We start from the raw sequence: 22,708 nt of genomic DNA, 5'->3' as shown, positions 1-22,708 counted from the left end.
AAATGATGGATAAATATAATCAATAATAATCTTGGAAAAATAAAAGATAGATAATTTAAATTTATTTTGAATAAACGGTTCCACTTTTTCAATTCTTGTACGTCATAGTAAGTAGAAGCAAATATTAGGAATACATTTAATTTAATATATTGAATGATTCTTATTTACATTTACTGGGGCGTAAAATGAGTGAAGCTGTTTGCGGTCAAAAGCATCCAAAATATTCTTTCAAAGTGACATCATTGGCATTGGCGATTCATCTCGTTTGTGTGGGTGTAGCAACAACAGTCGCGACACAAAGCACTTATGCGCTCAGTACAGAAACGCAGTCATATCATATTCCAGCGGGTTCACTTGCCAGTGTTCTGAATACCTTTGCCGAGCAAGCGGGGACCTCGATTGCAATTGATGCAAATCAGCTCAAAGGTAAAAGTAGCTTAGGTTTAAGTGGACAATATAATTTAGAAAATGGCTTTCAACATATTTTAGCAGCAACCGAGTTTACTGTGGTGAAAGTCGGAAATGGCTATATATTGAAGCATGTGGATAAAGCTGAAATTAGACCCATTCCAGTACAATCTCAGCCGATGATAGCTGATCAAGAAAATGTCGTACAACTTAGCCCAATGACTGTTTTTGGCACAGTCAGTCGCGATACAAAAGGGCAGAATGATGTTTATGATCAAGATATTTCTAGCGTCTATGCCAGCAAAGAGCAAATAGAACGATATAAAGGTGCTCAGCCAGCAGACTTATTCAAGGGAATGGTCGGCGTATACAGTGGTGATGCCCGAAACAGTGGTGCTTTAGATCCAAGTATCCGTGGTGTTCAAGGACCGGGCCGTGTTCCTGTCCTTATTGATGGGACAGAACAGGCACTCACTGTATGGCGTGGCTATAACGGTGCGAATAATCGGAGTTATATTGACCCTAATTTAATCGGTGGGCTACAAGTCATTAAGGGGCCTTCCATCACACGCAATGTAAATACAGGTGTGGGTGGTGCGGTCGTTATTCATACTCTAGCTGTAGATGATGTTTTAAAGGAAGGTAAAAATTTTGGTGGGGAGATAAAAGTAGAAACCAGCAGCAATGCAGTGAAACCTAGAGAACCACAACTATTAACTGGTCAAAGCATTTACGATAATCCAAATTATCCAGCTACAGGAACGGACTGGCAAGGCAATCCAGTTTTCGAGCCTTATTATGATCCATCCTTATTTAAAGTAGCACGGCAGAATAAAGAAAATAATATTTATTCAGGCGATGATGTTGCAACACGTATTGCTTTGGCAGGACGTAGTGATAATTTTGAAGTTTTGGCTGCTTATGCTTATCGTAATAAAGGCAATCACTTTGCAGGGAAAAATGGCAGTGATTTTTATGATAAACCTGCCACAGGACGATTTAATTACGTTCCATACCTTGCCAAAGTTTACCCAGGAGGTACAGAAGTTCCCAATACATCCCTTGAAACAGAATCTTATTTGTTAAAAGCGGCGTGGAAACCTACAGATGAACAGCGTTTAGAGTTCGGTTATCGGGACAGTTCAATCATCAATGGAGAAATTTTACCTTCACGAATTGCTTGGGGTGAAGTCGTCAAAAATAAAGCAGGGGTACCACAATGGCCTTTAAGTCATATCGACTCCAAAGCCTATAATATGGAATACAAATATCAACCTCAAAACAATAATTTAGTCGATTTCTACGGCAATATTTGGCGGACTGATACCAAGAGTCATACCTATAGTTCAGGTGGATTTCCCAATGATACCAATGCAAACTTGGGTGTTTTTGTGAACAGTGCTACCGCAAACTCAGACAATACTCGCCAAGGAATGACCCTAAGTAATAAGTTTAAATTGCTGTCTAATCTGGGTTTAACTGTTGGGGGGAGTTTTCAAAAAGAAAAACTCAGTTCGGATGATATTTATAAAGACCCGAATATTAACGGAACAAATTCGGGTTATAGGATGTTACCGAGAGCAGGTCGTCGAGAAGAAAAAGAATTTAATTTTAACTTTGACTATCAACCTGTCTCATGGCTGAATTTAAACGCAGGTGCAAGATATCAAAACTATTGGGCCTTTGATGATTTTCTTAATGAACGAGTCAATGCGGGTGATCCCCAGTTTAGCCTGATTAAAAAAGCCACGGCATTAAGTATGACTTATTTTACTAAACGCCCAAATATGACACCAGAACTTGAACAGCAAACACGAGAAAGTATTGAGGCTCTTGCTTTAGCGGAAGGTTGGACTGAGGAGCGCAAGCAGGCTCGAATTTTAAGTCGAATTTATCAGAAATCTAATAAAATTGATTACAAAATGGATAACCGTGGAAAATTAACCATTGCCAATAATCCCTTTTTAAATGGGACCTTAGTACAAGGTCGGGATTATGGATATTATTCTGGTAGTGGCATTCCTAGCGGTTATGAAGATATTGATTTAACCAAAACAGGTGTGCAAAAAAGCAAAGATCATGGTTGGACACCGACAGCTTCAGCAACGGTTAATTTTAGCCCCAATAGTCGAATGTATTTACGTTATAGCGAAGCTTATAGAATGCCAAGTATGTTTGAAAGCACGATTGGGTTTTCTGGAACCTTAAGTGGTTATAAGTTACAACCAGAGCATGCATCAAATTATGAACTTGCCTATGTTCATAATCTATCTGAGTTATTTAAAAACAGCAGTTATGCAGATATTAAATTGGCTTATTACTATAACAAAACTAAGAATGCGATTGAGCGTAGTCCAACTTTGGCATTTAGCAATGTCGATAGCCTTACCACAGAAGGATTAGAACTGCAAAGTCGCTTTGACAATGGGCGTTTCTTTACTGACTTAAGTGCCAATTATCGTTTTAAAAATAAAGTTTGTGATGAAAACTCAGCGATGCTTTTAGGGGCGAGCCACCAGTTTTTATTAAATCGTTGTGTTGATGATGGATTTGTAGGCGGATATTTAGTCAGTATGGCAACCCCAAAATATTCAGTGAATTTAACACTTGGTGGACGATTCTTTGATCAAAAACTTGAAGTCGGAACTCGTGCGAGTTATCACCATAAGTATGAAAATCCTGAAACGAAAAACTATAACGATATAGAGATGAGTTATTACGCCAATACCCCTTTGGCATGGAACTCAATGACCATTGTGGATGCTTATATCAATTATCGACTTAAACAAGACACCTTATTTGAACTGGTGGGGACTAATCTCACTGACGAATTCTATATTGATCCATTAACTCGTTCGGCAATTGCAGCACCAGGTCGAACATTTAAGCTAAGCATTACCCATAAGTTTTAAGGAACTTAGAGGTAATTAACCAAATTTATTGCACTTGGTGTGCAATAAATGTGTGGAAAATAAGACACGTACTCCTTGATTTTACACTTGAATTTAAAATTAAAATCAGTGCAGCACATGTTTTATTTTTAATGATAATCATTAAGACTTTTATTTTTATTCTTAATGATAAAACTTTAAAACTCATATCGAGGAACTTAAAATGAAACTTCAATCTATCTCATTGGCTATTTTACTATCTGTTGGTTTAGTGGGTGTTGCACAAGCAGCTGTTGTAGGTGAATCAAGTGATATTGGTAATATTGTAGTTGGTTCTACAGGTTCACTTGGACCGACTCATCCAAACTCAGGTGTTGGTTTTGGTGTTAACACTCTTTATAACGGTGCAATTGTTGCATTCTCAGGTTTTAACGGCTATGCAGATGGCAATGGCGTTGTACGTCTAAGCCCTTACTTACCTGGGCTTCCAGCATCTCATGCTGGGATTGGTTATGCTAACTATAAACAAGTGCCTACACAAGACGTTTGGTTTGGTGAGTGGAATGCCGAAGCCAAAGATGCCAGCGGTAAGCGTTTAGGTACGGTTGATCCAGCAACACACACTGTTTATTACAATGGTAAAGATGCGGATACCAGCGTACCGTCTACAGGTACTGCAAATTATAGTGTTCAAGGTGTCAATAATTATAATGGCTCTAATTTATTGTCAGGTACTTTTACCGCTAACTTTGCAACCAAACAGTTAACGGGTTCATTGAGCGATAGTTCACGTACCTTTAATTTGGGTACTGCAACAATTAATAACGACGCAACGATTAGTGGTTCAAATGCATCTTGGACGACTAATCCGTCAGCTGGTGCAGGGACAGTTTCAGGTCAATTCTATAATAGCCAAAGCAGCTTAGCTGGAATTGCAACATTTAACAATAATGTGCATGACGTTGCTTTTGGTGGAAAAAAATAATGATTTAAATGAGAAAGGCTTACTTCGGTAAGTCTTTCTTTTTTTTTATTCTATCTGGTGAGTTTATAGATGAAAAAAATAGTATTGCTTGGTGCCGTATTGCAGTGTGGACAATGTGTTTATGCAGCGGATGATACCAGTATCAGGTTAAATCAGGAAATTAGCCAACAGCAATATCAAAATGATAAGAAATTACTCAAATCAGAAGACCCTAAGAACACACAAGCATTACCGAATCTGATCATACAAGGTCAAGAATATGTGGTTAAGGATGAACCCGCAGAAGTTGCATATGCACTTTACTTGGCAGTGATGCAAAAACAATGGCAAGTGGCTTTAAGTTATCTTGAAAAATATAAAAAATTTCCAAATTATGATCAGGCTTTGACTGAGTTCGCTGAGGGTGTCATGGCACGAACACAGGGGAATTTAAGTTTAGCTGAGAGTAAACTTAAACATAGCCTAGAGATTCAATCGAATAATTTAATGACCCAACTTGAGCTGGCTCGTATCTACACCGAACAACAAAAAAATCAGCAAGGTCAACAGTTATTTCAGCAGATTCAATCTCAACTGGCTCTGTCTACAGATCCTGCTGCCCAAGGTATAGGTCAAACTGTAGAGATGTATCTCAAAGGGCTTAAACAACGAGATGAATGGCATGGTTCATTGGCTTTTGGTTCACGTTATGCCAGTAATGTTAATAATGCTTCCGATAAATACGACATCATTACGTATTATGGCATTGACCCTGAGACTAAGAAGGTCGTTCCTATTGAACAAGTAAAGCGTGGCACACCTGACGCGATCAGTGCGCAAGGTTTGGACTATGAAGCGACCTTAACTAAACGATGGTCGCTTTCTGGACAACATGGCATTGCATTGCGCGGATTATTCTATGGTCAAGTTTATCCAGAGCAGACAGATTATAATGAATTAACTTTTAACTTAAATGCGGGTTATAGTTATTACAACGAACGTAATCAAGTCTTGATTGCACCCGTATTTGAACATAAATACTATGCCCACGACCCGCTGTATAGTGCCTATGGGCTAAGGGGTGAGTGGATGCGTTTTATCTCTAACGACAAAGCTGTCAAGTTAGAAGCCGAAATGAAGGATATAAATTATTCCCAGTATAAAGGCCAAGATGGCGTGGAATATTCAGTCTATTCAACCTTTTGGAAAATTTTACCGAGAAACTGGACGCTATTTGGCGGACTGGATTTTGTCGACCATAATACCCAAGAGCAATATTTCACAGCTTATCAGCAACAGGGCATACGTTTAGGCCTTTCCAAAAACTTTGACTCAGGTTTTAACGCAAATTTATTTAGTTCTTTCCGTTGGCGTCAATTTGATAAATTTACTCCGGTATTGGAGGCTAGACGACATGATTTTGAACAAAACTATACTTTGATTTTAAGTGCACCTCGTTGGGCTTTTTATGGTTTAACACCTAATCTCACTTATCAATATAATCAAAATAACAGCAATGTAGAATGGCTATATTCTTATGATAAACATAATGTTAGTTTAAAGCTGGAGCATCGGTTTTAAAGTGTTGTAGAGGTTTTATCTCTATTTGAGGAATTGAAACCGTATTAAAGTGGTCTTCTTACTGAATTCTAATTTATACATTTATATAGCCAAATTGAATTCCAATAAATCTAAGTTTTAAATGGGTCTAAGATATAGAGGAAATCCATTGATTCCCTCTATTCATTCATCATTTATTGAGCAAGAAAGCTGACAGCTTCCTCAATCAAGTCTGAAATTTCTTTTGGATGTGATGCCAAAGAAGCATGACTTGCATCTAGCGAAATCACTTTTTTTGCATTTAAGCGTGCAGACATGACTTTTTGATTTTCAGGGTGGATCATTCGGTCTTGAGTCGAGATTTGATACCAAGATGGTTTCGTTTTCCATGCTGGCGTGGAAATCGTATCGCCAAAAGTGCTTGCTACTGGCGCTTTTTGGGTGACACCCATTGCAAACCCTTCATCTTTGGTTAAATCCTGACAGAAACTTTCATGGAATTTATCTGCTTTAAGCCAGAGATAACCATCACTGTCTGGTTCTAAGTTTGGTGCAGCCTCAGGTAAATGTTGTTGAGTAATGCCACCAGGGCTTTCGTTTGAGTCAGGTGCAAAAGCAGCAATATAAACCAGACCTACCACATTCGCTTGATTGCCAACTTCAGTAATTACAGCGCCACCATATGAGTGACCAACCAGAAGCACATCTCCTTTAACTTGCGCAATCATTTTTCTTGTTCGTTCAACATCTTCAGCCAGTGAGCTCAGCGGGAGTTCTACTGCACGTAATGATTCATAACCTCGGTGAGACAGCTCAGTTACCACTTTACTCCAATGAGCAGCGCCTCCCCAAAATCCGTGTACGAATATAATTGTCGGTTTATTACTCATGTGTGTCTCCTAGCTAAATGCTATTGTATTTGTTGAGCTAAATGATTGAAGACTTTTTGTATAAAGATTGGATAGATACTGAATGTAATTTTTATACTCAAAAAAGCTTCTATAAACGATTATTCATGTTTAAATTCACTTTAACAATAACAGAAACACCAATGTTTTTGCAGAAACACTTTTTAGGAATTGTGACAAAGAATGAGAGATGAATATGCTGAAAAAAGTGCTTTAACGGATATATTCTTTGATATTTATCAGTTTGCAAAAATATCAGGTGAGATCTATGACTTCGCGCGATTTACAGATCAACAACAGTTAAGCTTTAAACAGGATTATGCATATATCCATATCGTTCAGCAGGCGACATGCAGACTTAAAGTAGCAAACTCTAATCTAGATCTGGTTTTAAAAGCAGGGGATATTATTGTTCTACCTTCAACTGGAGAACACACGATTGAATTGTTGGATGCTGAAAATCAAGCAGCCGCTGTGATTAGCTGTATTTTTAAACTTAGTGGAATTTATGGTGAAGCTATAATCGAGGGGTTGCCTCGCTATATCCATGTCCCATCGCACAATGATACGGATAAAATTGCAGAATGGGTGCCAATGACTGTTGCTGCGATAAAGCTTGAGCTTGAGCATCCTAGCCTTGGTAGCCAAGTGATGCTTTCACGGATTATCGATCTTCTATTGGTGTGGTCAATACGGTTTTGGTTAGCAAAAGCAACCATTGAACATAAAAGCTGGATTGTCGCTTTACGTGATCCTGCGATTAGTAAAGCATTATCTTTGATGCATGATCGTCCTGCTTATGCATGGGATGTGGAAAATTTGGCTCAATCCACCCATCAATCTCGTTCAAGTTTTGCTAAAAAATTTGTTGAACAAGTGGGTGTTTCTCCAATTCAATATTTAAAAAATTGGCGGATGAGACTAGCAAGTCAGTTTCTAAAAGAGACAGACAAAAATATCTTTCAAATTGCTGAATTAGTAGGATATAGCTCACAAGCAGCATTCACTCGTGCTTTCACACAAACATATGGATGTGCACCGAAAGTATTTAGAGCATCATTGATACAAAGTGATCTATAAATACAAATGATCAACTTTAGTTTTTATGCTCTAAAACGCGCTTTAACACTGAATCGTATTTAGTCAAACTGATCTGGAACAGCAATAAAACTTGAAGATTTAGGCTAGGTTTTAGATTTTTTTGAAGATGTGCTTAGATTGGTTAATGTCATAAATGTAATTCCCATGACCGTGAATTGTATAGTTTCGACCTCTAGAATGAAATGATATCTCAATGGGAAGAATGACATGAAAACTTTAATCAGATTAACTGTTATTGGTCTTTGTAGTGTTTCAAGTTTAAGTTTTGCATCACATCAAAATACGCAAGAAATACGCATTGATCACTTTGGTACAGGTAGCGATGGAGATAATACGTCAGGTCTTTTATTGAAAGAGCCAATAAAACTTGTGCCTTATTCAAAGCTTGATCAAAATAAGGAGCCGAGAATTGAACATTATGGCACAGGCAATGATGGAGACAATACCACAGGGTTATTATTAGTCGATCATGAAAAGTACTATGCGGCAAACACATCTACTGTACAAGTTGATACTGTACGTATAGATCATTACGGTACTGGAAATGATGGAGACAATACCACGGGCTTGTTACTCAAAGATTAATTTATAAAAAATATAGAAGCTTGTTGATAAGTAAGATCAACAAAGATAAAAAAATGGGTGTAATCAATACACCCATTTTTCATTTAAACAAATCTCGTCTTATTGCGCTGCTTTTTCAGCTGCGATTGAAGCAATTGCTGCATCAACACCGTCAATAGAATCTGCAGCTTTTTTAATACGAGCAAGCGCATCAACAAGTACTTCATCAGCAGTCGCATAAGAAATACGCATATAGCCGCCTAAACCAAAAGCATCACCAGGAACAACAGCAACACCAGTTTCTTCCAACAACCATTCTGAGAATTCTGTGCAAGATTTTAAGCCTTTTGCACGAATCAAAGGACGAATGTTGGCATAAGCATAGAATGCACCATCAGCAGGTAAGCAGCTAATCCCTTGAATTTCATTCAAGCCATTCACAACTAAATCATGACGACGTTTGAACGCTTCAATCATCGGTTGAAGTACATCTTGAGGACCATTCAATGCAGCTTCAGCAGCAACTTGTGAAATCGAAGTTGGGTTTGAAGTTGATTGTGATTGGATTTTTTTCATTGCGCCAATCAATTTTGCAGGTCCTGCTGCATAGCCGATACGCCATCCAGTCATTGCATATGCTTTAGATACACCGTTAAGCACGATAACACGCTCATAAAGATCAGGAGCTACAGTAGCAATATTGTAGAACTCATCATCCCAACGGATCGGCTCATACATATCATCAGAAGCAACATAAACTTGAGGATATTTACGGAGCACTTCTGCTAAAGCTTCAAGCTCAGCTTTGCTGTAGATCATGCCTGTTGGGTTAGAAGGACTATTTAAAACCACCAAACGTGTTTTGTCTGTAATCGCAGCTTCTAGTTGAGCAGGTGTAATCTTGAAACGTTGTTCTTCACCACATTTCACGATGACAGGAACACCTTCAGCAATGATCACCATATCTGGATAGCTTACCCAATATGGCGCTGGAATAATGACTTCATCACCTTTGTTTAACAAAGCAAGTGCTAAGTTAAAGAAAGACTGTTTACCACCGCAAGACACTAAAATCTGATTTGCAGCATAGTCAAGATTGTTATCACGTTTTAGCTTCGCAATAATTGCTTTTTTAAGGCCTGGTGTACCATCAACAGCGGTATATTTGGTAAAACCGTTGTTAATCGCTGTAATAGCAGCATCTTTGATGTGTTGTGGGGTGTCAAAATCTGGTTCGCCAGCGCCCAATCCGATTACATTTTTACCCGCAGCTTTTAATTCAGCAGCTTTGTTGGTAACAGCAAGCGTTGGAGACGGTTTGATGGCATTTACACGATCAGAGAGACGTACGTCCACGGCATTATTCCTTCTTATAGGGATTAAAAAAATAAAAAGCACATTATCATAGCCTAATTTTTCATGTTTGGTCGTCTAATATCTATGCAAATTCAATAAATATTCATCAAAAGCAGAAATTAATGTATCAAGAGAATACAAATAAAAGCGAAAGTTTAAGAGCACTCGCATCAAAGCTGAAATTTACGTACAATATAGCCAGTTAAAATTGAGTGAATCACATGAGCACCCAAAATACTCCCAAAAAGAAGCCATTGGTGAATTTACCATTTCCAATGCCATCATCTTTAGAAAATGATGATGATGTTGCCCACAACAACGTCCGTCCTAAACCTGAGCAATATGCAGATCGTACTTGGATGCCACCTCGTGGTACACGCCGTTCGATGGGAAAACGCTAAGTGTTTGAGATATAAAAATAGGTGCTTGATGCACCTATTTTTATAAAAAGAATCTTTTACTTAACGCTATAGCATTTATCCTTGTGGAATATTAAGCACTACCATTTAACATTTCCGTGACATATTCATAATAATTTTTTTTCTTTTGATACATCAATAAATCTGCACGTTTCAACATATTGTCTATACTTTCATTTGCAGATGTTGTTGCATAACCAATGGCAATACTAATAGGCTGTGACGAATAATATTGATTGTCGATATTGAGTAATTCTTCAATGGTCATAATCATCGATTCGACGGTCTGTTCATTTGCCGCAGGCATAAGAATCACAAACTCATCTCCACCAATACGAGAAGCGGTATAACTTGTATTGGCAATGGTACGAGTCAGAATATTGCCCATTCGTCGCAGTAATTCATCACCAACATCATGACCCAACTGATCATTGATGGCTTTTAAACCGTTCATATCAATAAAAATGGCTGAAGTCGGACGCAGTACACCACGCTCTAAACGATTAATTTCCTCTGTATAGAACGAACGATTGAATAATTTAGTCAGAACATCATGTTTCCCCAGATATTCCAAATACGTTTCTGCTTTTTTTCGTGCAGTAATATCAGTCAATGCAACTTGCACTAGACTCCAGTCATGTTCATAGCCTGGGAAAACAGTAAATTGAAGCAATACATTTCGTACTGAACCATCCAATGCATAATTTACAGCTTCACGTTGATGATGAATTTTACCATTCCAGAGTTCAATCAGTTGCTCACGGAAAGTCTGATACATCTCTTTTGCAAATACTTTGTTTAAGTTTTTAAACAGGGTTTCTTTGTCTTTGGCTTTAAATAAATCAAGGGTTGCTTGATTGACATCCAATAAGATGATGTCTTCGATACACTGGTTTACAAAGTCGGTATGTACATCTAAGAAGGTGCGAAAATCTTCGATACCAATTTCACGGAGTTGGTCTATGCGGAGTCTTACACGACTAAAATCTTCAACCCACAACGAGGTAGGCGAGTAAATAAAGCGAGATTCTGCCAGTTGGCGATTTTTTTCTTCTAAACGGCGCGCATTTTGATAGTCTGTAATATCTTCAGTGGTGATTAAAACCCGGTCTAAACTGGCTTCTGAACCCGGCATGATGATACCGCGTAATTTGATGTCTAATTTATTGCCTGAAATCGTGTAATTGACTGTGGTATTTGAAAACTCAGCTTCTCCATTCCAAAGTGCAACCAGCTCTTTGATATGTGAGTGCAGCATTTCTTTCTGAAAAATAATATTTAAGTTCTGATACAGGTGTTGCTGATTTCTGGCTTCAAATAAATCTAAGGTTTTTTTATTGACATGTAGAATCTTAATTTTGTGTGCACAAGCCGTAATCTGATCTGGATTTTCTTCTAAAAAGCTTTGAAGATTTGTGATTCCTTGGCCTTTCCACTGATTAAATTGTTCTCTTACTTCGCTATAGTCCTCTATCCACATCGGGGTAGGTGATATATCAAAAATAGAAGAATCAGAAAATTCCATTATAAGATTCTCGTGTGTTGAGCGGTGATCTAGAATGTTTGAAATATATCCTAAAAAAGAGCGATATAAAATAATAAAATCCAAGTTATTTATTACTTATTGTATTTTATGATCGCTGGTTATCCTTTTATTGGGTTTGCATTGATGTTGGTTAATTTCAATTAATTTCTTTAATTCTTAAAAGACATTAATCCGTATTTAATAAATAATATGCTTGCTTATCTTGATACATAATTTGATCTGCTTTTTTTAATAAATCATCAATATTTTTATAATGGCTTGTTGTCGCATAACCAATCGCAACATGAATTGGATGTTGAGGATTGTTCAGTCGATCTATCTCTAATTCTTGTTGAATGATCTTAAGTAATGTTTCTATATGCAGATGATTTGATTCAGGCATAAGAATCACAAATTCATCACCACCAATACGCGAAACAGAATAAGGTGTTTTGATGGTGGATTTTTTTAACAGATGTGCAAAACGTTGAATCAGTAAGTCGCCGACATGATGTCCCTGTAAATCATTCACTCTTTTTAAACCATTGATGTCTAAATACATACATGAAAGTGAATTAAATTTTTGAGATTGTAAGCGTTGAATTTCACCGATAAAAAATGTTCGATTATATAACTGCGTTAATTGATCATGTTTACTGGCATGTTGCAGATGATCTTCTAATTTTTTTCGTTCCGTTAAATCGGTAAAGGCAATTTGCACGGTATCCCAGTTATGTTTTGAATCTGGAAAAATAACAAACTGTTCGAGTACATGCAGCAAATCTCCATTGATTGACTGGTATTCACATTCTCGTTTAAGTTGATGATGATCATTCCATAAGTGTAATAATTGTTTATGAAAATTTTGTTGATAATTCTCTCTAAAAATATGATTTAAATGCTGATAAAAATGTTGTTCATTGTCGGCATTAAATAAGTCCAGTAAAGCTTGATTTACACCAACTGATCGGATGTTTTCAAAACAAAGAAATAGAAAATCTGGATTTTGCTGAATATATTGATCTAAGTCAGTGACATTATTCGCTACTAATTGATTAAATAATGATTTTATTTTGCTGTAGTCTTTGACCCAGAGGGCAGTGGGTGAATGCAAAAATAGGGATTCTGCAATCCGACGCGCATTTTGACACTGAGAGATATCTTCCGTGGTTAATAAAACTCGATCCCAGCTTTGTTTCGCATCCTTTAAAATATTGGCTCTAAGTTGGATATCAATTTTTTTGCCTTTGCAGCTAAGGTTGACCACTTGAATCGAGCAATCTGTTTCTTTATTCCAAAGCGCTGAAAAAAATTGGATATGTAATAGTTCAGTATTTTCTGTATGCATTTCTGGAAATTTTTCTAAAATCTCCGCTAAATCATCAGCTTCATATAAAATCAGGGTGCTTTTATTGATATGAATGGTGCGGATCGCTGCCAAACAAGGTTTTAAACGGCTAGTATCTTCCAATAGATGTTGCTTAATATCGGAAATACCTTGCGCAGTCCATTCATCAAATATTTTTTTTATACCACTAAAATCTTGTAGCCACATGGCAATTGGAGACAAATCAAATATTGTTAAATCCATTTGCTCCATATATTTTCCAAAAAATTATTTATTAATTTAGGGGCTGTTGACATTTCATAAATGGCTTGCGTTGTAGGCTAAAATTGAGCAGACAAGGCATGAAACGAAGAGAATAGCGAGACTATTTTCGAGTGTCATAACGTAGGCTGAGATAATTTTAGCCACAACCCTTCGGGACTTGTGTGTTTTTTGCCGCTACGTCGTTACGAACTACTCATTTAGAATGACTAAATTTCGTACTTTGTGCCTAGTATTGCCTATAAAATACACGTAGTCGCAAACATAGACGAATTGTTAACAACCCCTGTTTAACTATATAGCATAAGTAAAAACTTAACATAAATAGTTGTTCAATTAAAAATAATCAAAGCATTTTACTTTTTAGCCCGATGTTCTGCTTTTGGTGCAGCAATAGTACGCTGACCAGTCCATACTGCAATAAAGTCTGTTTCATTTAAATTATAGAGTTCTAAAAGTGCTAAAATAGCCCCTCCAAAAATCATTGAACCTTCTGAATTAGATTGAGATTCAAATATTTTTCCATTTAAATTGTGCAGGATATCTTGTATTTCAAAAATACGATCTCGACCATTACTGTCGTTAGGATACATTGGCGTATTGAGAATAATCGTAGCAAGGCTTTTTTCAGCTTCAGTTAAATCTAAGCTTTGAATCTTTTGCTCTATATCTGAACTAAATATGACGTCATCAGTTAAAAAACTATGCAGTAATTTTTGCGTGAGCTTAGGCAAGGTTTTTTCTACAAATGGACGGAATGAAGCAGGGAAGATCACATTGCGTGAAATACCTTTAAACATCGGCGCGATTTCTTCGACTTTATAGCCTGCAACACCACAACCCACCGACGTAATAAAATATTTCATCTTCGGGTGATTTTTTGTATAAATTTTAAAATCATCAATATAGTGTTGAATTTGCGAAAGTGGCATTTGTTGTAAATGTTCATTCATGGTCGGTATAGCAAAACTTTGTCCTGCCCAGCCACGTCCAACACCTTTGGTTGCGCCAAAATGTAAATGTGCTGTTTTTGCCGCACCGCCTTGATGAGTACCCGCCATATTACTACCAAAAACAAACACAGTATCTTCTGGCAAAGTTTTGATTATGCTTTCATCATGATAGTGATATGTCATGTTTTTCAATCTTTTAATTGGCTTGTTTCCATGTTGCTATTGAAATAAAAAAGGGTCAAGGTATTTGTTGAATATTGTGTAAAAAGCCCCATCTAGAATAGGTGTCAATGTATGGGTTTAATTGGTTTCTGTTAAACTACTGTGGCTTCTTCCCGATTGGTTAAAGAGTGAATTATTGTGAGTGAACATCAACCTTTTGAACTTGTTACAAATTATCAACCTGCTGGGGATCAACCACAGGCAATAGCAAAATTAGTCGAAGGCATAAATAAAGGTTTTCACGACCAACTTCTACTCGGTGTAACGGGTTCAGGGAAAACCTATACCATGGCAAATGTGATTGCACAAACGCAACGTCCAACTATTGTCATGGCACATAACAAGACTCTCGCTGCACAATTATATGGTGAATTTAAAGCATTTTTTCCAAACAATGCAGTTGAATACTTCGTTAGTTATTATGACTATTATCAACCTGAAGCTTATGTACCATCTTCGGATACTTTTATTGAAAAAGATTCAGCAATCAATGATCATATTGACCAAATGCGTCTCTCTGCTACACGTGCTTTATTAGAACGCCGTGATGCCATTATTGTCGCTTCAGTATCCGCAATCTATGGTTTAGGTGATCCCAATGCTTATATGAGTATGTTATTGCATATTGTACAAGGGGACAGAATTAGTCGTGATGACATTATTCGCAGACTTGTTGAAATGCAATATACCCGTAATGAGCTGGAATTTTTACGCGGTACCTATCGTATTCGTGGCGAAATTATCGATATTTTCCCTGCTGAATCGGACCAACATGCAGTTCGGGTTGAGTTGTTTGATGATGAAGTCGATTCAATTCGATGGTTTGATCCAATTACTGGGAAAATGGTCCGTAAAGCACCGCGTATAACAATCTACCCAAAAAGCCATTATGTAACGCCAAAAGACAATTTGCAGCGTGCAATTGGAACGATTCGTGATGAATTGGCTGATCGTTTAGTGTTCTTTAAAGAACATGAAAAACTCCTTGAAGCACAGCGGATCGAACAACGGACCCGTTATGATTTAGAAATGATGCAACAATTGGGTTATACCAATGGCATTGAAAACTACTCAAGGCATTTATCTGGTCGCCCAGCGGGTGAAGCACCTCCGACATTATTTGACTATATCCCTGATGATGCGTTACTGATTATTGATGAATCGCATGTGACAGTTCCACAAATTGGGGCAATGTATAAAGGTGACCGTTCACGTAAAGAAAACTTGGTCAATTATGGTTTCCGTTTACCTAGTGCATTGGATAACCGTCCGATGAAATTTGAGGAATGGGAGCGTATTGTTCCAACCACTATTTATGTCAGTGCAACACCTGCGAAATACGAACTGGAAAAATCTGAACAAGTTGCAGAGCAGGTGGTACGTCCAACAGGATTGGTCGATCCAGAAATTGAAATACGTCCTGTATTGACTCAAGTGGATGATGTGCTTTCAGAAATTAATATCCGTAAAGAACTCGATGAACGTGTTTTAGTCACCACTTTAACCAAGCGGATGGCAGAGGACTTAACTTCATATTTAAAAGAATATGGGGTTAAGGTGGCTTATTTACATTCAGATATTGATACCGTTGAGCGTGTCAAAATTATTCACGAACTGCGGACAGGAGTACATGATGTTCTGGTCGGGATTAACTTGTTGCGTGAAGGTCTGGATATGCCAGAAGTATCGTTGGTTGCCATTCTTGATGCAGATAAAGAAGGTTTTCTTCGTTCTGAACGGTCGTTAATCCAAACCATCGGTCGTGCCGCTCGTCATTTAAAAGGTAAGGCGATTCTATATGCTGACCGTATAACTGATTCGATGCAGAAAGCCATAGATGAAACTGATCGTCGTCGGGCCAAACAAATTCAATTTAATGAAGAGCATGGCATTATTCCACGCAGTGCTGTACGTCAAGCAATTAAAGAAATTGATACTGGTGAAGTGATCAGCGATGATCAAATTGAAGCAGGTATTAGTGACCAGCATCAGGCTTTAACTGCGGATGAGCGTCATATTTTATCTGATCCAAAACTCTTTACGAAACACATTAGCAAGCTTGAAAAAGAAATGCTAAAAGCGTCTAAAGAACTGCAATTTGAACAAGCTGCGCGATTACGTGACGAAATTGTGCGTTTAAAAACCAGAATGTTAAAGTAATTGTCTCATTGTGAAATGATTTCACTTTTGTGCTTGCTGTAGCTTTAGCTCGAACAAGGATACATAAAGCTACAGTCTAAGTTTAAATTTCTGATTATTTTATAATAAATAGTAAAAAGTAATGCTGAGGGTATAAGGTGCAATTATTTAAAATATTACCCAATTCTTATGACTTTAAAAAATTAATAATCGTATTTGGGATGGTTTTTTCGAGCTTTTTTTATCCAAAAGTCTATGCGGAAAACTCGACTTTAGCTGCGATTCCAAAATTGGAATTGGGTCAATATTTAGGGCTATGGTATGAAATTGCCCGCAAGCCAATGTATTTTCAAAAAGATTGTAAGTCGGATGTGACTGCACGATATACCGTGAATGAATATGGCAATGTTGCAGTTGATAATAGATGTGTAGATCAAAATGGACAAGAATTACGTTCATTGGGTGAAGCATTTATCAGTAATGAGCCGTTTAATTCAAAATTTAAAGTAAGTTTTATTCCCGAAGCGATTCGTTGGATGCCGGTGGGACGTGGTGATTATTGGGTGTTAAAAATTGATTCAAACTATCAAATGGCTTTGGTGGGAGAACCGAAGCGAAAATATTTGTGGTTGCTGTCTAGAGACCCTCATCCAGATGAAGCAAAAGTAACTGAATTTCTTCGTTATGCCCAGACTGTTGGTTTTAACTTAAAAGATCTGATTCGAACCAAGCAGAACGCGCAAGAATAATCAGAAATTTAAGCCGATATATTTTGAATATTTCGATATTTGCAACTCTTGAGTTTGGAAAAATAATTGAATATTCAAATTAATTTTGGGTGAAGATGTTTATAATGCCTAAGAATTTATTTGAAAATCACCGTGAGGCGACAGATGTTTAAGGGCGTCGTATTGTCTGTATTGGCATCTGTAACATTTGGGGTCTTATACTTTTATACCAAATTGCTGGGCGATCTAGATAGTCAACAAACCTTTGGTTGGCGGATTATCGCCACTTTACCGTTCCTGACCTTATTTATGTTATTGAGCGGTGATTTTGTCCATGTTAAAACCATTTATCATCGAATGGTCAAACAACCTGCTTTATTACTTTTATTGATCATCACTTCTATTTTGACCTGTTTCCAACTTTGGCTTTTCCTTTGGGGGCCGATGAATGGACGCGGCTTACAAGTATCGCTTGGGTATTTTCTTTTACCCTTGGTTCTAGTCCTTGCAGGTAGCATTTTTTATAAAGAGAAATTATCTAAATTCCAGATGGTTGCCGTTGCTTTTGCGGTGCTTGGAGTAGGGCACGAATTATGGCGTTTGGGCACTATTGCATGGGAAACCCTCAGTGTTGCATTGGGCTATTCGCTTTATTTTCTGGTTCGAAAAACTATTAAAACCGATAATTTAGGTGGCTTTTGGTGGGATATTTTAATTTGTATTCCCATCGCAATTTATTTCACTCAAACAGGATTAGATGCTTATAGCCAATTTGCTGATGCACCGGTTTTAATATTTGTGGTTGCAGGACTTGGGATACTGAGTGCGATTGGTTTAGGTAGCTATATTTTGGCGAGTCGCCATCTACCGATGGTCTTGTTTGGATTGTTAAGTTATTTAGAACCTGTCTTGTTGGCCTTAGCATCCTTGGCGCTGGGTGAGTCTATTTCAGCAGATGAATGGTTTACCTATATTCCAATTTGGTGTGCTGTGGGGGTTTTGGTATTGGAAGGGATTTGGCATCTCTATCAACAAAACAATAAACGGAAAAACTTAGCCTTGAATATCGAAAAATTAGACGAAAGAATAGGTTAATCAAGAAAAAATAAATTGATAATTGTTGGACTATAATTTTTAAAAGTGTTAAATTTATCTCATTAATCTATGTTTTAATTTGGTTTTTGAGTAAAAAAACGCTGAATATATTATGAACACAACAATAATTCCCTATCAAACACGGGCAACCTTATTGCAATTAGAGCCGAGTACCGATTTAAACTGGGAACAGGTTTTGTGTGATGTTTTTGACGAAGCCAATATCGAAATACGCGAAGAGATTGAGCGTCAAATTTTAAGACCGAAAGAAATTCAATGGAACAAAGGCAATAACAGCTTTGAATTTAAAATCACAAATTCATTAGAAAATTTAAAATATACCTTTGAAAATGAGCGAATGCGTTCCATTGCAACCAAACTGAGCAACTCAATCAATTGGTTAAAAAATATTACAGATAGTATTCAGATTGCAGACTATTTAGAAAATGCGTTGTATCAAATTGATTTGATTTCGGTGGATGATCATCTAAATTTGCAGCGAGAAAAATTACTGATTCGCCGTGTTTTTTTACAAGATGTGGCGAAATTGATCCGTACATTAAATATTGAAGCGCCAGCAGGTATCCGCAACTTAACTTCTGATCAAATTAAATGTTTTATTATTGAAGTGTTTATTAAACAACAATTATTGGGTTATTGGTTTAAGCCCTTATTGACCAAATCATCTGAATTAATGAAACGTCCTTTTTTTAAGTATTTTATTTTAAGAGAACAACGGATTCGTAAGTTTGAGATTGTTAAAACCTCTGAATTTATCTATTTAATTGCACCAATTGAAAATTTTGAACAGAATCCTTATTCAATTCGACGCTTTTTGTTTGAAGAAAATATTGAATATAAAAATCAGGTCTATGTAACGGGTTTGGTTCTCGATACGGATCAAATGAGTGAAAGTGAATATCGAGATAGCACGGATCTTTTGATTCAGAAAATGGTCACAATTCAGCATCAAGTCCATAGAGATGTGATTGAAATTGTGCAAGAATTTGAAGAATTCACAGAAAACAAGCTCTTGCCATTTTTGATGGAACCCCTTGGAATGGTGGGGAAAAATAGTGATACGGTTGCACAAAACCATATCAAAACCATTGAACAGTTGCTCACGGCCAATATATTGATGCCTTTAAGAAATGCGGTTAAAAGCGATTTATCACATATTGAAGAATTTGAATATTTGTTTATGAGTGTGCATCGAATATTTTCTGAAATTTTATCGCATTATCGTGACTTTAAAGAACAACCCGCATTATTTTTTAATTCTCATGTACAACTGTTTGAATATCGTCTGCTGGCTTATTTAAAGCTATTGGAAAAGCGTAAAGATGAAATTTTTATTCCAATGAGTCCGCGAGAGTGGCAAGTCATGCATGAACGCTCTCAACAACCGATTAGAAAACTTCAAGAAATTATCGCTGAGCAAGTGAAAGATTATAGGGCTTTAGACAGCTATGTTAAGCAATTAAAGAATGAACAGCATGAAGTAGAAGGCTCACTGTTAAAAAAAATGATCAAAGGTGGGAAAGTTGAAAAGGATATTGTTCAAGCAAACCATGCCGCAATGTTGATAAAAAAACAAACCTATTTAGAGGTATTAACTGTCCCTAAAGGTTTAGCAAAGTATAGTGTATTCATCGAGTTTGAAAGCCTGACTTCAATGAGTGAATTGGAGCGCCATTACGCATTTCCTTCAGGGGACAATGGCATTATTCGCTTTCCTTATTTAATGAAGCTGCCTGAAAATTTAGCTGATTTTGATTTAGAAGAATTTAATGCTTCAATTAATGATGATTAAAGCGCGTGTTAGGGGCTGAGTAGAAAGCTCAGACTAAGCGCGATAATAGGATGTTTAACGAAGCTACATCAGCTTTATTTTTTCTTTTGTCTGGTTTTTTCTTTATTGTTATCTAGTTTATTTTCCTCTTACTTTGCTAAAGTCAATATCAATACTAAAAATCTACATAGATGTAAAAAATCGAAATGGCTAAAATATTGTTTAGAGATCAAGGCATAATTTAAAATAAAATACCCAGTATGACAAAATATTATAAAAATGTATCACGATTTGATTTCAACTAAATGAGAATTACATTACAATTATGGGGTTTAAAAATCCATGTCTAGATATACATAAATAGAGGACGTATCTGTGAGCAAAGACACTATCATCGCCCTACATGCAGAGCACCAAGGTCGCTGGAAAAACCGTGAAGAAATCGCGGAACGTATGATTGCATTAATCGGTCAATTATACCGTGAAAAAAACATTGTGACTTCTGTGTACGGTCGTTCTTTAGTGAACCGTTCAGTAATTCAAATTCTTAAAGCACACCGTCGTACACGTATGATGGATGTTGAGCTTTCTGTTGTACATACTTTCCCTATTTTAGAAGCTTTAGCGAAATTAGATAATATCGGTTCTGCTGAAGTTGATTTAGGTAAACTTGCAGTTGAATATAAAGAAAAGGGTGGCGATATTGATGCATTTGTTGCTCAAGCTGTTCAATCTTTAGAAGGTCGTCCTGCGCAAGTTGAGCCTAAAGATGTTGTACTTTATGGTTTTGGTCGTATTGGCCGTATTTTAGCGCGTTTAATCATTAGCCAATCAGGTCTTGGTCGTGGTTTAAGCCTTAAAGCGATTGTTGTACGTAAATCATCTGATGGTGATTTAGAAAAACGTGCTTCATTGTTACGTCGTGACTCAATTCATGGTCCATTTGCAGGAACAATTTCTGTTGATGAACAAAATGAAGCAATCATTGCAAATGGTAACTTTATCAAAGTGATCTATGCGTCTAGTCCTGCTGAAGTTGATTACACAGCTTATGGTATCGACAATGCACTAGTGATTGATAACACGGGTAAATGGCGTGATATCGATGGTTTATCTCAACACCTTAAATGCCCTGGCGTAAGTCGTGTTGTGCTTACAGCGCCTGGTAAAGGTGATATGAAGAATGTCGTGTTTGGTGTTAACCAAGCAGACATCATTGATTCAGACAAAATCATTTCTGCTGCAAGCTGTACAACTAACGCGATCACACCAGTTTTAAAAGTGTTAGAAGACAAATACAAAGTGATTAATGGTCATGTGGAAACTGTTCACTCATTTACAAATGACCAGAACTTGATTGATAACTACCACAAAGCGGATCGCCGTGGTCGTGCTGCAACTCTGAATATGGTTATTACAGAAACAGGTGCTGCAAAAGCTGTTGCGAAAGCATTACCTCAGTTACAAGGTAAATTAACAGGTAATTCAGTACGTGTTCCAACACCAAACGTTTCACTTGCTATTCTTAACTTAACACTTGAGAAAGAAGTAGATCGTGAAGAAGTGAACGAATATATTCGTCAAATCTCGATCAACTCTAACCTTCAAGGTCAAATTGGCTATACCAACTCTACAGAAGTTGTATCGTCTGACTTTATTGGTTCGCGTACAGCGGGTGTATTTGATGCACAAGCAACAATTACTTCTGGTAACCGTTTAACAGCTTACGTTTGGTACGATAACGAAGTTGGTTATAGCTGCCAAGTATTACGTATTGCTGAACAAGTATGTGGCGTAAGCTATCCAAAAGTACCGGCTGAAACAAATGCATAATTTGTAAGAGTTGTCGAAAAGGAGCTTCAAATGAAGCTCCTTTTTTATATTCAAAATTGATGATATATGGTTAAATTCAAATGAAAATTACCATTTGTCTCAACAATTTGACTATAAACATTTGATTAAGAAATTAGAGAAAATAAAATGAAAACAAAAATCTTATGCATCATGATGTTATTTACTTGTTTTGCTACACATGCCAAATCCTTAGAATTACGTCCTTTATTAAAAGATCGTTTTGAACAAAACTGTGCAATTCGGCAGCAATATGATTTTCATAATGAAAATACAGAACTGATTGCACCACTTGAACATTATACGATTGATGTAAAATATGTGGATAAACAGGTATATGACTCAACCGCTTATAAATTAAAAAATGTCACTTATGCTGGCATTCCTATTCGCAAAATAGAATTTAGTTTTGGTCGTCCAGCGCAACAATACAATGAATATTTATATTTTGATTTGAGTGCTACAGCAGCAAAGCAGCGATTTAAAACTCTAAAATTCAATCAAAATCATGAAAAAGGCGATGTGAGTGTTGAGTATAAAAATAATACAGCAATTGTGCAGTGCTATTGGTTAGCTGATTTTCCGAAATAATCCGTAGGTTAGATATCAATTGTTTATTAATT

At 36.9% G+C, this 22,708-nt stretch carries 17 protein-coding genes; 12 read left to right on the top strand and 5 right to left on the bottom strand.

Features of this window, described 5'->3' with window-relative positions; translation table 11 throughout:
• Window positions 1–185 precede the first annotated feature (185 nt).
• The 3 genes from GJV03_RS08560 (at window position 186) to GJV03_RS08550 (ending at window position 5,844) form a co-directional block, all read left to right on the top strand.
• Window positions 186–3,320 (top strand): TonB-dependent receptor, encoded by a 3,135-nt coding sequence (locus GJV03_RS08560; RefSeq protein ID WP_154129882.1) that lies wholly within the window; start codon window positions 186–188, stop codon window positions 3,318–3,320.
• Window positions 3,321–3,522: 202 nt separating this feature from the next.
• A complete protein-coding gene (locus GJV03_RS08555; RefSeq protein WP_004820661.1) occupies window positions 3,523–4,284 on the top strand; it encodes a Slam-dependent surface lipoprotein in 762 nt (253 codons plus the stop codon).
• 69 nt (window positions 4,285–4,353) lie between these two features.
• Window positions 4,354–5,844, top strand: coding sequence for a surface lipoprotein assembly modifier (locus tag GJV03_RS08550; RefSeq protein WP_105712952.1), 1,491 nt, complete (start codon window positions 4,354–4,356; stop codon window positions 5,842–5,844).
• 173 nt (window positions 5,845–6,017) lie between these two features.
• Here GJV03_RS08550 and GJV03_RS08545 read toward each other — a convergent pair whose 3' ends face one another.
• Window positions 6,018–6,713, bottom strand: a complete 696-nt coding sequence (locus tag GJV03_RS08545; RefSeq protein ID WP_004721323.1) for an alpha/beta hydrolase — start codon at window positions 6,711–6,713, stop codon at window positions 6,018–6,020.
• Window positions 6,714–6,914: 201 nt separating this feature from the next.
• Here GJV03_RS08545 and GJV03_RS08540 point away from each other — a divergent pair, with 201 nt between their 5' ends.
• Together GJV03_RS08540 and GJV03_RS08535 are read left to right on the top strand one after the other, a co-directional pair.
• Window positions 6,915–7,811, top strand: a complete 897-nt coding sequence (locus GJV03_RS08540) for an AraC family transcriptional regulator (RefSeq protein ID WP_154129881.1) — start codon at window positions 6,915–6,917, stop codon at window positions 7,809–7,811.
• A 228-nt stretch (window positions 7,812–8,039) separates the two neighbouring features.
• Window positions 8,040–8,417, top strand: a complete 378-nt coding sequence (locus GJV03_RS08535; protein ID WP_004721319.1) for a hypothetical protein — start codon at window positions 8,040–8,042, stop codon at window positions 8,415–8,417.
• Between the two features lie 99 nt (window positions 8,418–8,516).
• Here GJV03_RS08535 and GJV03_RS08530 read toward each other — a convergent pair whose 3' ends face one another.
• On the bottom strand, window positions 8,517–9,752 hold the full coding sequence (locus tag GJV03_RS08530) for a pyridoxal phosphate-dependent aminotransferase (protein ID WP_004721317.1): 1,236 nt from the start codon (window positions 9,750–9,752) through the stop codon (window positions 8,517–8,519).
• 221 nt (window positions 9,753–9,973) lie between these two features.
• Here GJV03_RS08530 and GJV03_RS08525 point away from each other — a divergent pair, with 221 nt between their 5' ends.
• Window positions 9,974–10,153, top strand: a complete 180-nt coding sequence (locus GJV03_RS08525) for a hypothetical protein (protein ID WP_004721316.1) — start codon at window positions 9,974–9,976, stop codon at window positions 10,151–10,153.
• Window positions 10,154–10,244: 91 nt separating this feature from the next.
• Here GJV03_RS08525 and GJV03_RS08520 read toward each other — a convergent pair whose 3' ends face one another.
• The 3 genes from GJV03_RS08520 to GJV03_RS08510 form a co-directional block, all read right to left on the bottom strand.
• Window positions 10,245–11,696 carry a GGDEF domain-containing protein gene (locus GJV03_RS08520; RefSeq protein WP_154129880.1) on the bottom strand — a complete coding sequence of 484 codons (1,452 nt, stop codon included), beginning with the start codon at window positions 11,694–11,696 and terminating at the stop codon, window positions 10,245–10,247.
• A 187-nt stretch (window positions 11,697–11,883) separates the two neighbouring features.
• Complete coding sequence (locus GJV03_RS08515; protein WP_228722061.1) at window positions 11,884–13,287, bottom strand: sensor domain-containing diguanylate cyclase; 1,404 nt, start codon at window positions 13,285–13,287, stop codon at window positions 11,884–11,886.
• A 374-nt stretch (window positions 13,288–13,661) separates the two neighbouring features.
• Window positions 13,662–14,441 carry a hypothetical protein gene (locus GJV03_RS08510; RefSeq protein WP_154129878.1) on the bottom strand — a complete coding sequence of 260 codons (780 nt, stop codon included), beginning with the start codon at window positions 14,439–14,441 and terminating at the stop codon, window positions 13,662–13,664.
• Window positions 14,442–14,618: 177 nt separating this feature from the next.
• Here GJV03_RS08510 and uvrB point away from each other — a divergent pair, with 177 nt between their 5' ends.
• The 6 genes from uvrB to GJV03_RS08480 all read left to right on the top strand — a co-directional run bounded on the left by uvrB (window position 14,619) and on the right by GJV03_RS08480 (window position 22,676).
• Entirely contained in the window at window positions 14,619–16,640 is a 2,022-nt protein-coding gene (gene uvrB / locus GJV03_RS08505; protein WP_004721309.1) for an excinuclease ABC subunit UvrB, read from the top strand.
• Between the two features lie 137 nt (window positions 16,641–16,777).
• Window positions 16,778–17,368, top strand: a complete 591-nt coding sequence (locus GJV03_RS08500; RefSeq protein ID WP_056512453.1) for a lipocalin family protein — start codon at window positions 16,778–16,780, stop codon at window positions 17,366–17,368.
• Between the two features lie 144 nt (window positions 17,369–17,512).
• Window positions 17,513–18,442 carry an EamA family transporter RarD gene (rarD, locus tag GJV03_RS08495; RefSeq protein WP_004721306.1) on the top strand — a complete coding sequence of 310 codons (930 nt, stop codon included), beginning with the start codon at window positions 17,513–17,515 and terminating at the stop codon, window positions 18,440–18,442.
• A 112-nt stretch (window positions 18,443–18,554) separates the two neighbouring features.
• Entirely contained in the window at window positions 18,555–20,255 is a 1,701-nt protein-coding gene (locus tag GJV03_RS08490; RefSeq protein WP_004721305.1) for a hypothetical protein, read from the top strand.
• Window positions 20,256–20,609: 354 nt separating this feature from the next.
• Window positions 20,610–22,067 (top strand): glyceraldehyde-3-phosphate dehydrogenase, encoded by a 1,458-nt coding sequence (locus GJV03_RS08485; protein WP_004721304.1) that lies wholly within the window; start codon window positions 20,610–20,612, stop codon window positions 22,065–22,067.
• 147 nt (window positions 22,068–22,214) lie between these two features.
• Window positions 22,215–22,676 carry a hypothetical protein gene (locus GJV03_RS08480; RefSeq protein WP_154129877.1) on the top strand — a complete coding sequence of 154 codons (462 nt, stop codon included), beginning with the start codon at window positions 22,215–22,217 and terminating at the stop codon, window positions 22,674–22,676.
• Window positions 22,677–22,708 lie beyond the last annotated feature (32 nt).

The organism is Acinetobacter sp. RIT698 (assembly GCF_009668065.1).
In the GTDB taxonomy this organism is placed as follows: Bacteria; Pseudomonadota; Gammaproteobacteria; order Pseudomonadales; family Moraxellaceae; genus Acinetobacter; species Acinetobacter guillouiae.
This window is presented reverse-complemented; position numbering and strand designations above follow the sequence as displayed.

Bases quoted from the DNA above. Each gene is read 5' to 3' on its own strand.
- GJV03_RS08560 (WP_154129882.1), top strand. From the start codon at position 186: ATGAGTGAAGCTGTTTGCGGTCAAAAGCATCCAAAATATTCTTTCAAA.
- GJV03_RS08555 (WP_004820661.1), top strand. From the start codon at position 3,523: ATGAAACTTCAATCTATCTCATTGGCTATTTTACTATCTGTTGGTTTA.
- GJV03_RS08550 (WP_105712952.1), top strand. From the start codon at position 4,354: ATGAAAAAAATAGTATTGCTTGGTGCCGTATTGCAGTGTGGACAATGT.
- GJV03_RS08545 (WP_004721323.1), bottom strand. From the start codon at position 6,713: ATGAGTAATAAACCGACAATTATATTCGTACACGGATTTTGGGGAGGC.
- GJV03_RS08540 (WP_154129881.1), top strand. From the start codon at position 6,915: ATGAGAGATGAATATGCTGAAAAAAGTGCTTTAACGGATATATTCTTT.
- GJV03_RS08535 (WP_004721319.1), top strand. From the start codon at position 8,040: ATGAAAACTTTAATCAGATTAACTGTTATTGGTCTTTGTAGTGTTTCA.
- GJV03_RS08525 (WP_004721316.1), top strand. From the start codon at position 9,974: ATGAGCACCCAAAATACTCCCAAAAAGAAGCCATTGGTGAATTTACCA.
- GJV03_RS08520 (WP_154129880.1), bottom strand. From the start codon at position 11,696: ATGGAATTTTCTGATTCTTCTATTTTTGATATATCACCTACCCCGATG.
- GJV03_RS08515 (WP_228722061.1), bottom strand. From the start codon at position 13,287: ATGGATTTAACAATATTTGATTTGTCTCCAATTGCCATGTGGCTACAA.
- GJV03_RS08510 (WP_154129878.1), bottom strand. From the start codon at position 14,441: ATGACATATCACTATCATGATGAAAGCATAATCAAAACTTTGCCAGAA.
- rarD (WP_004721306.1), top strand. From the start codon at position 17,513: ATGTTTAAGGGCGTCGTATTGTCTGTATTGGCATCTGTAACATTTGGG.
- GJV03_RS08490 (WP_004721305.1), top strand. From the start codon at position 18,555: ATGAACACAACAATAATTCCCTATCAAACACGGGCAACCTTATTGCAA.
- GJV03_RS08480 (WP_154129877.1), top strand. From the start codon at position 22,215: ATGAAAACAAAAATCTTATGCATCATGATGTTATTTACTTGTTTTGCT.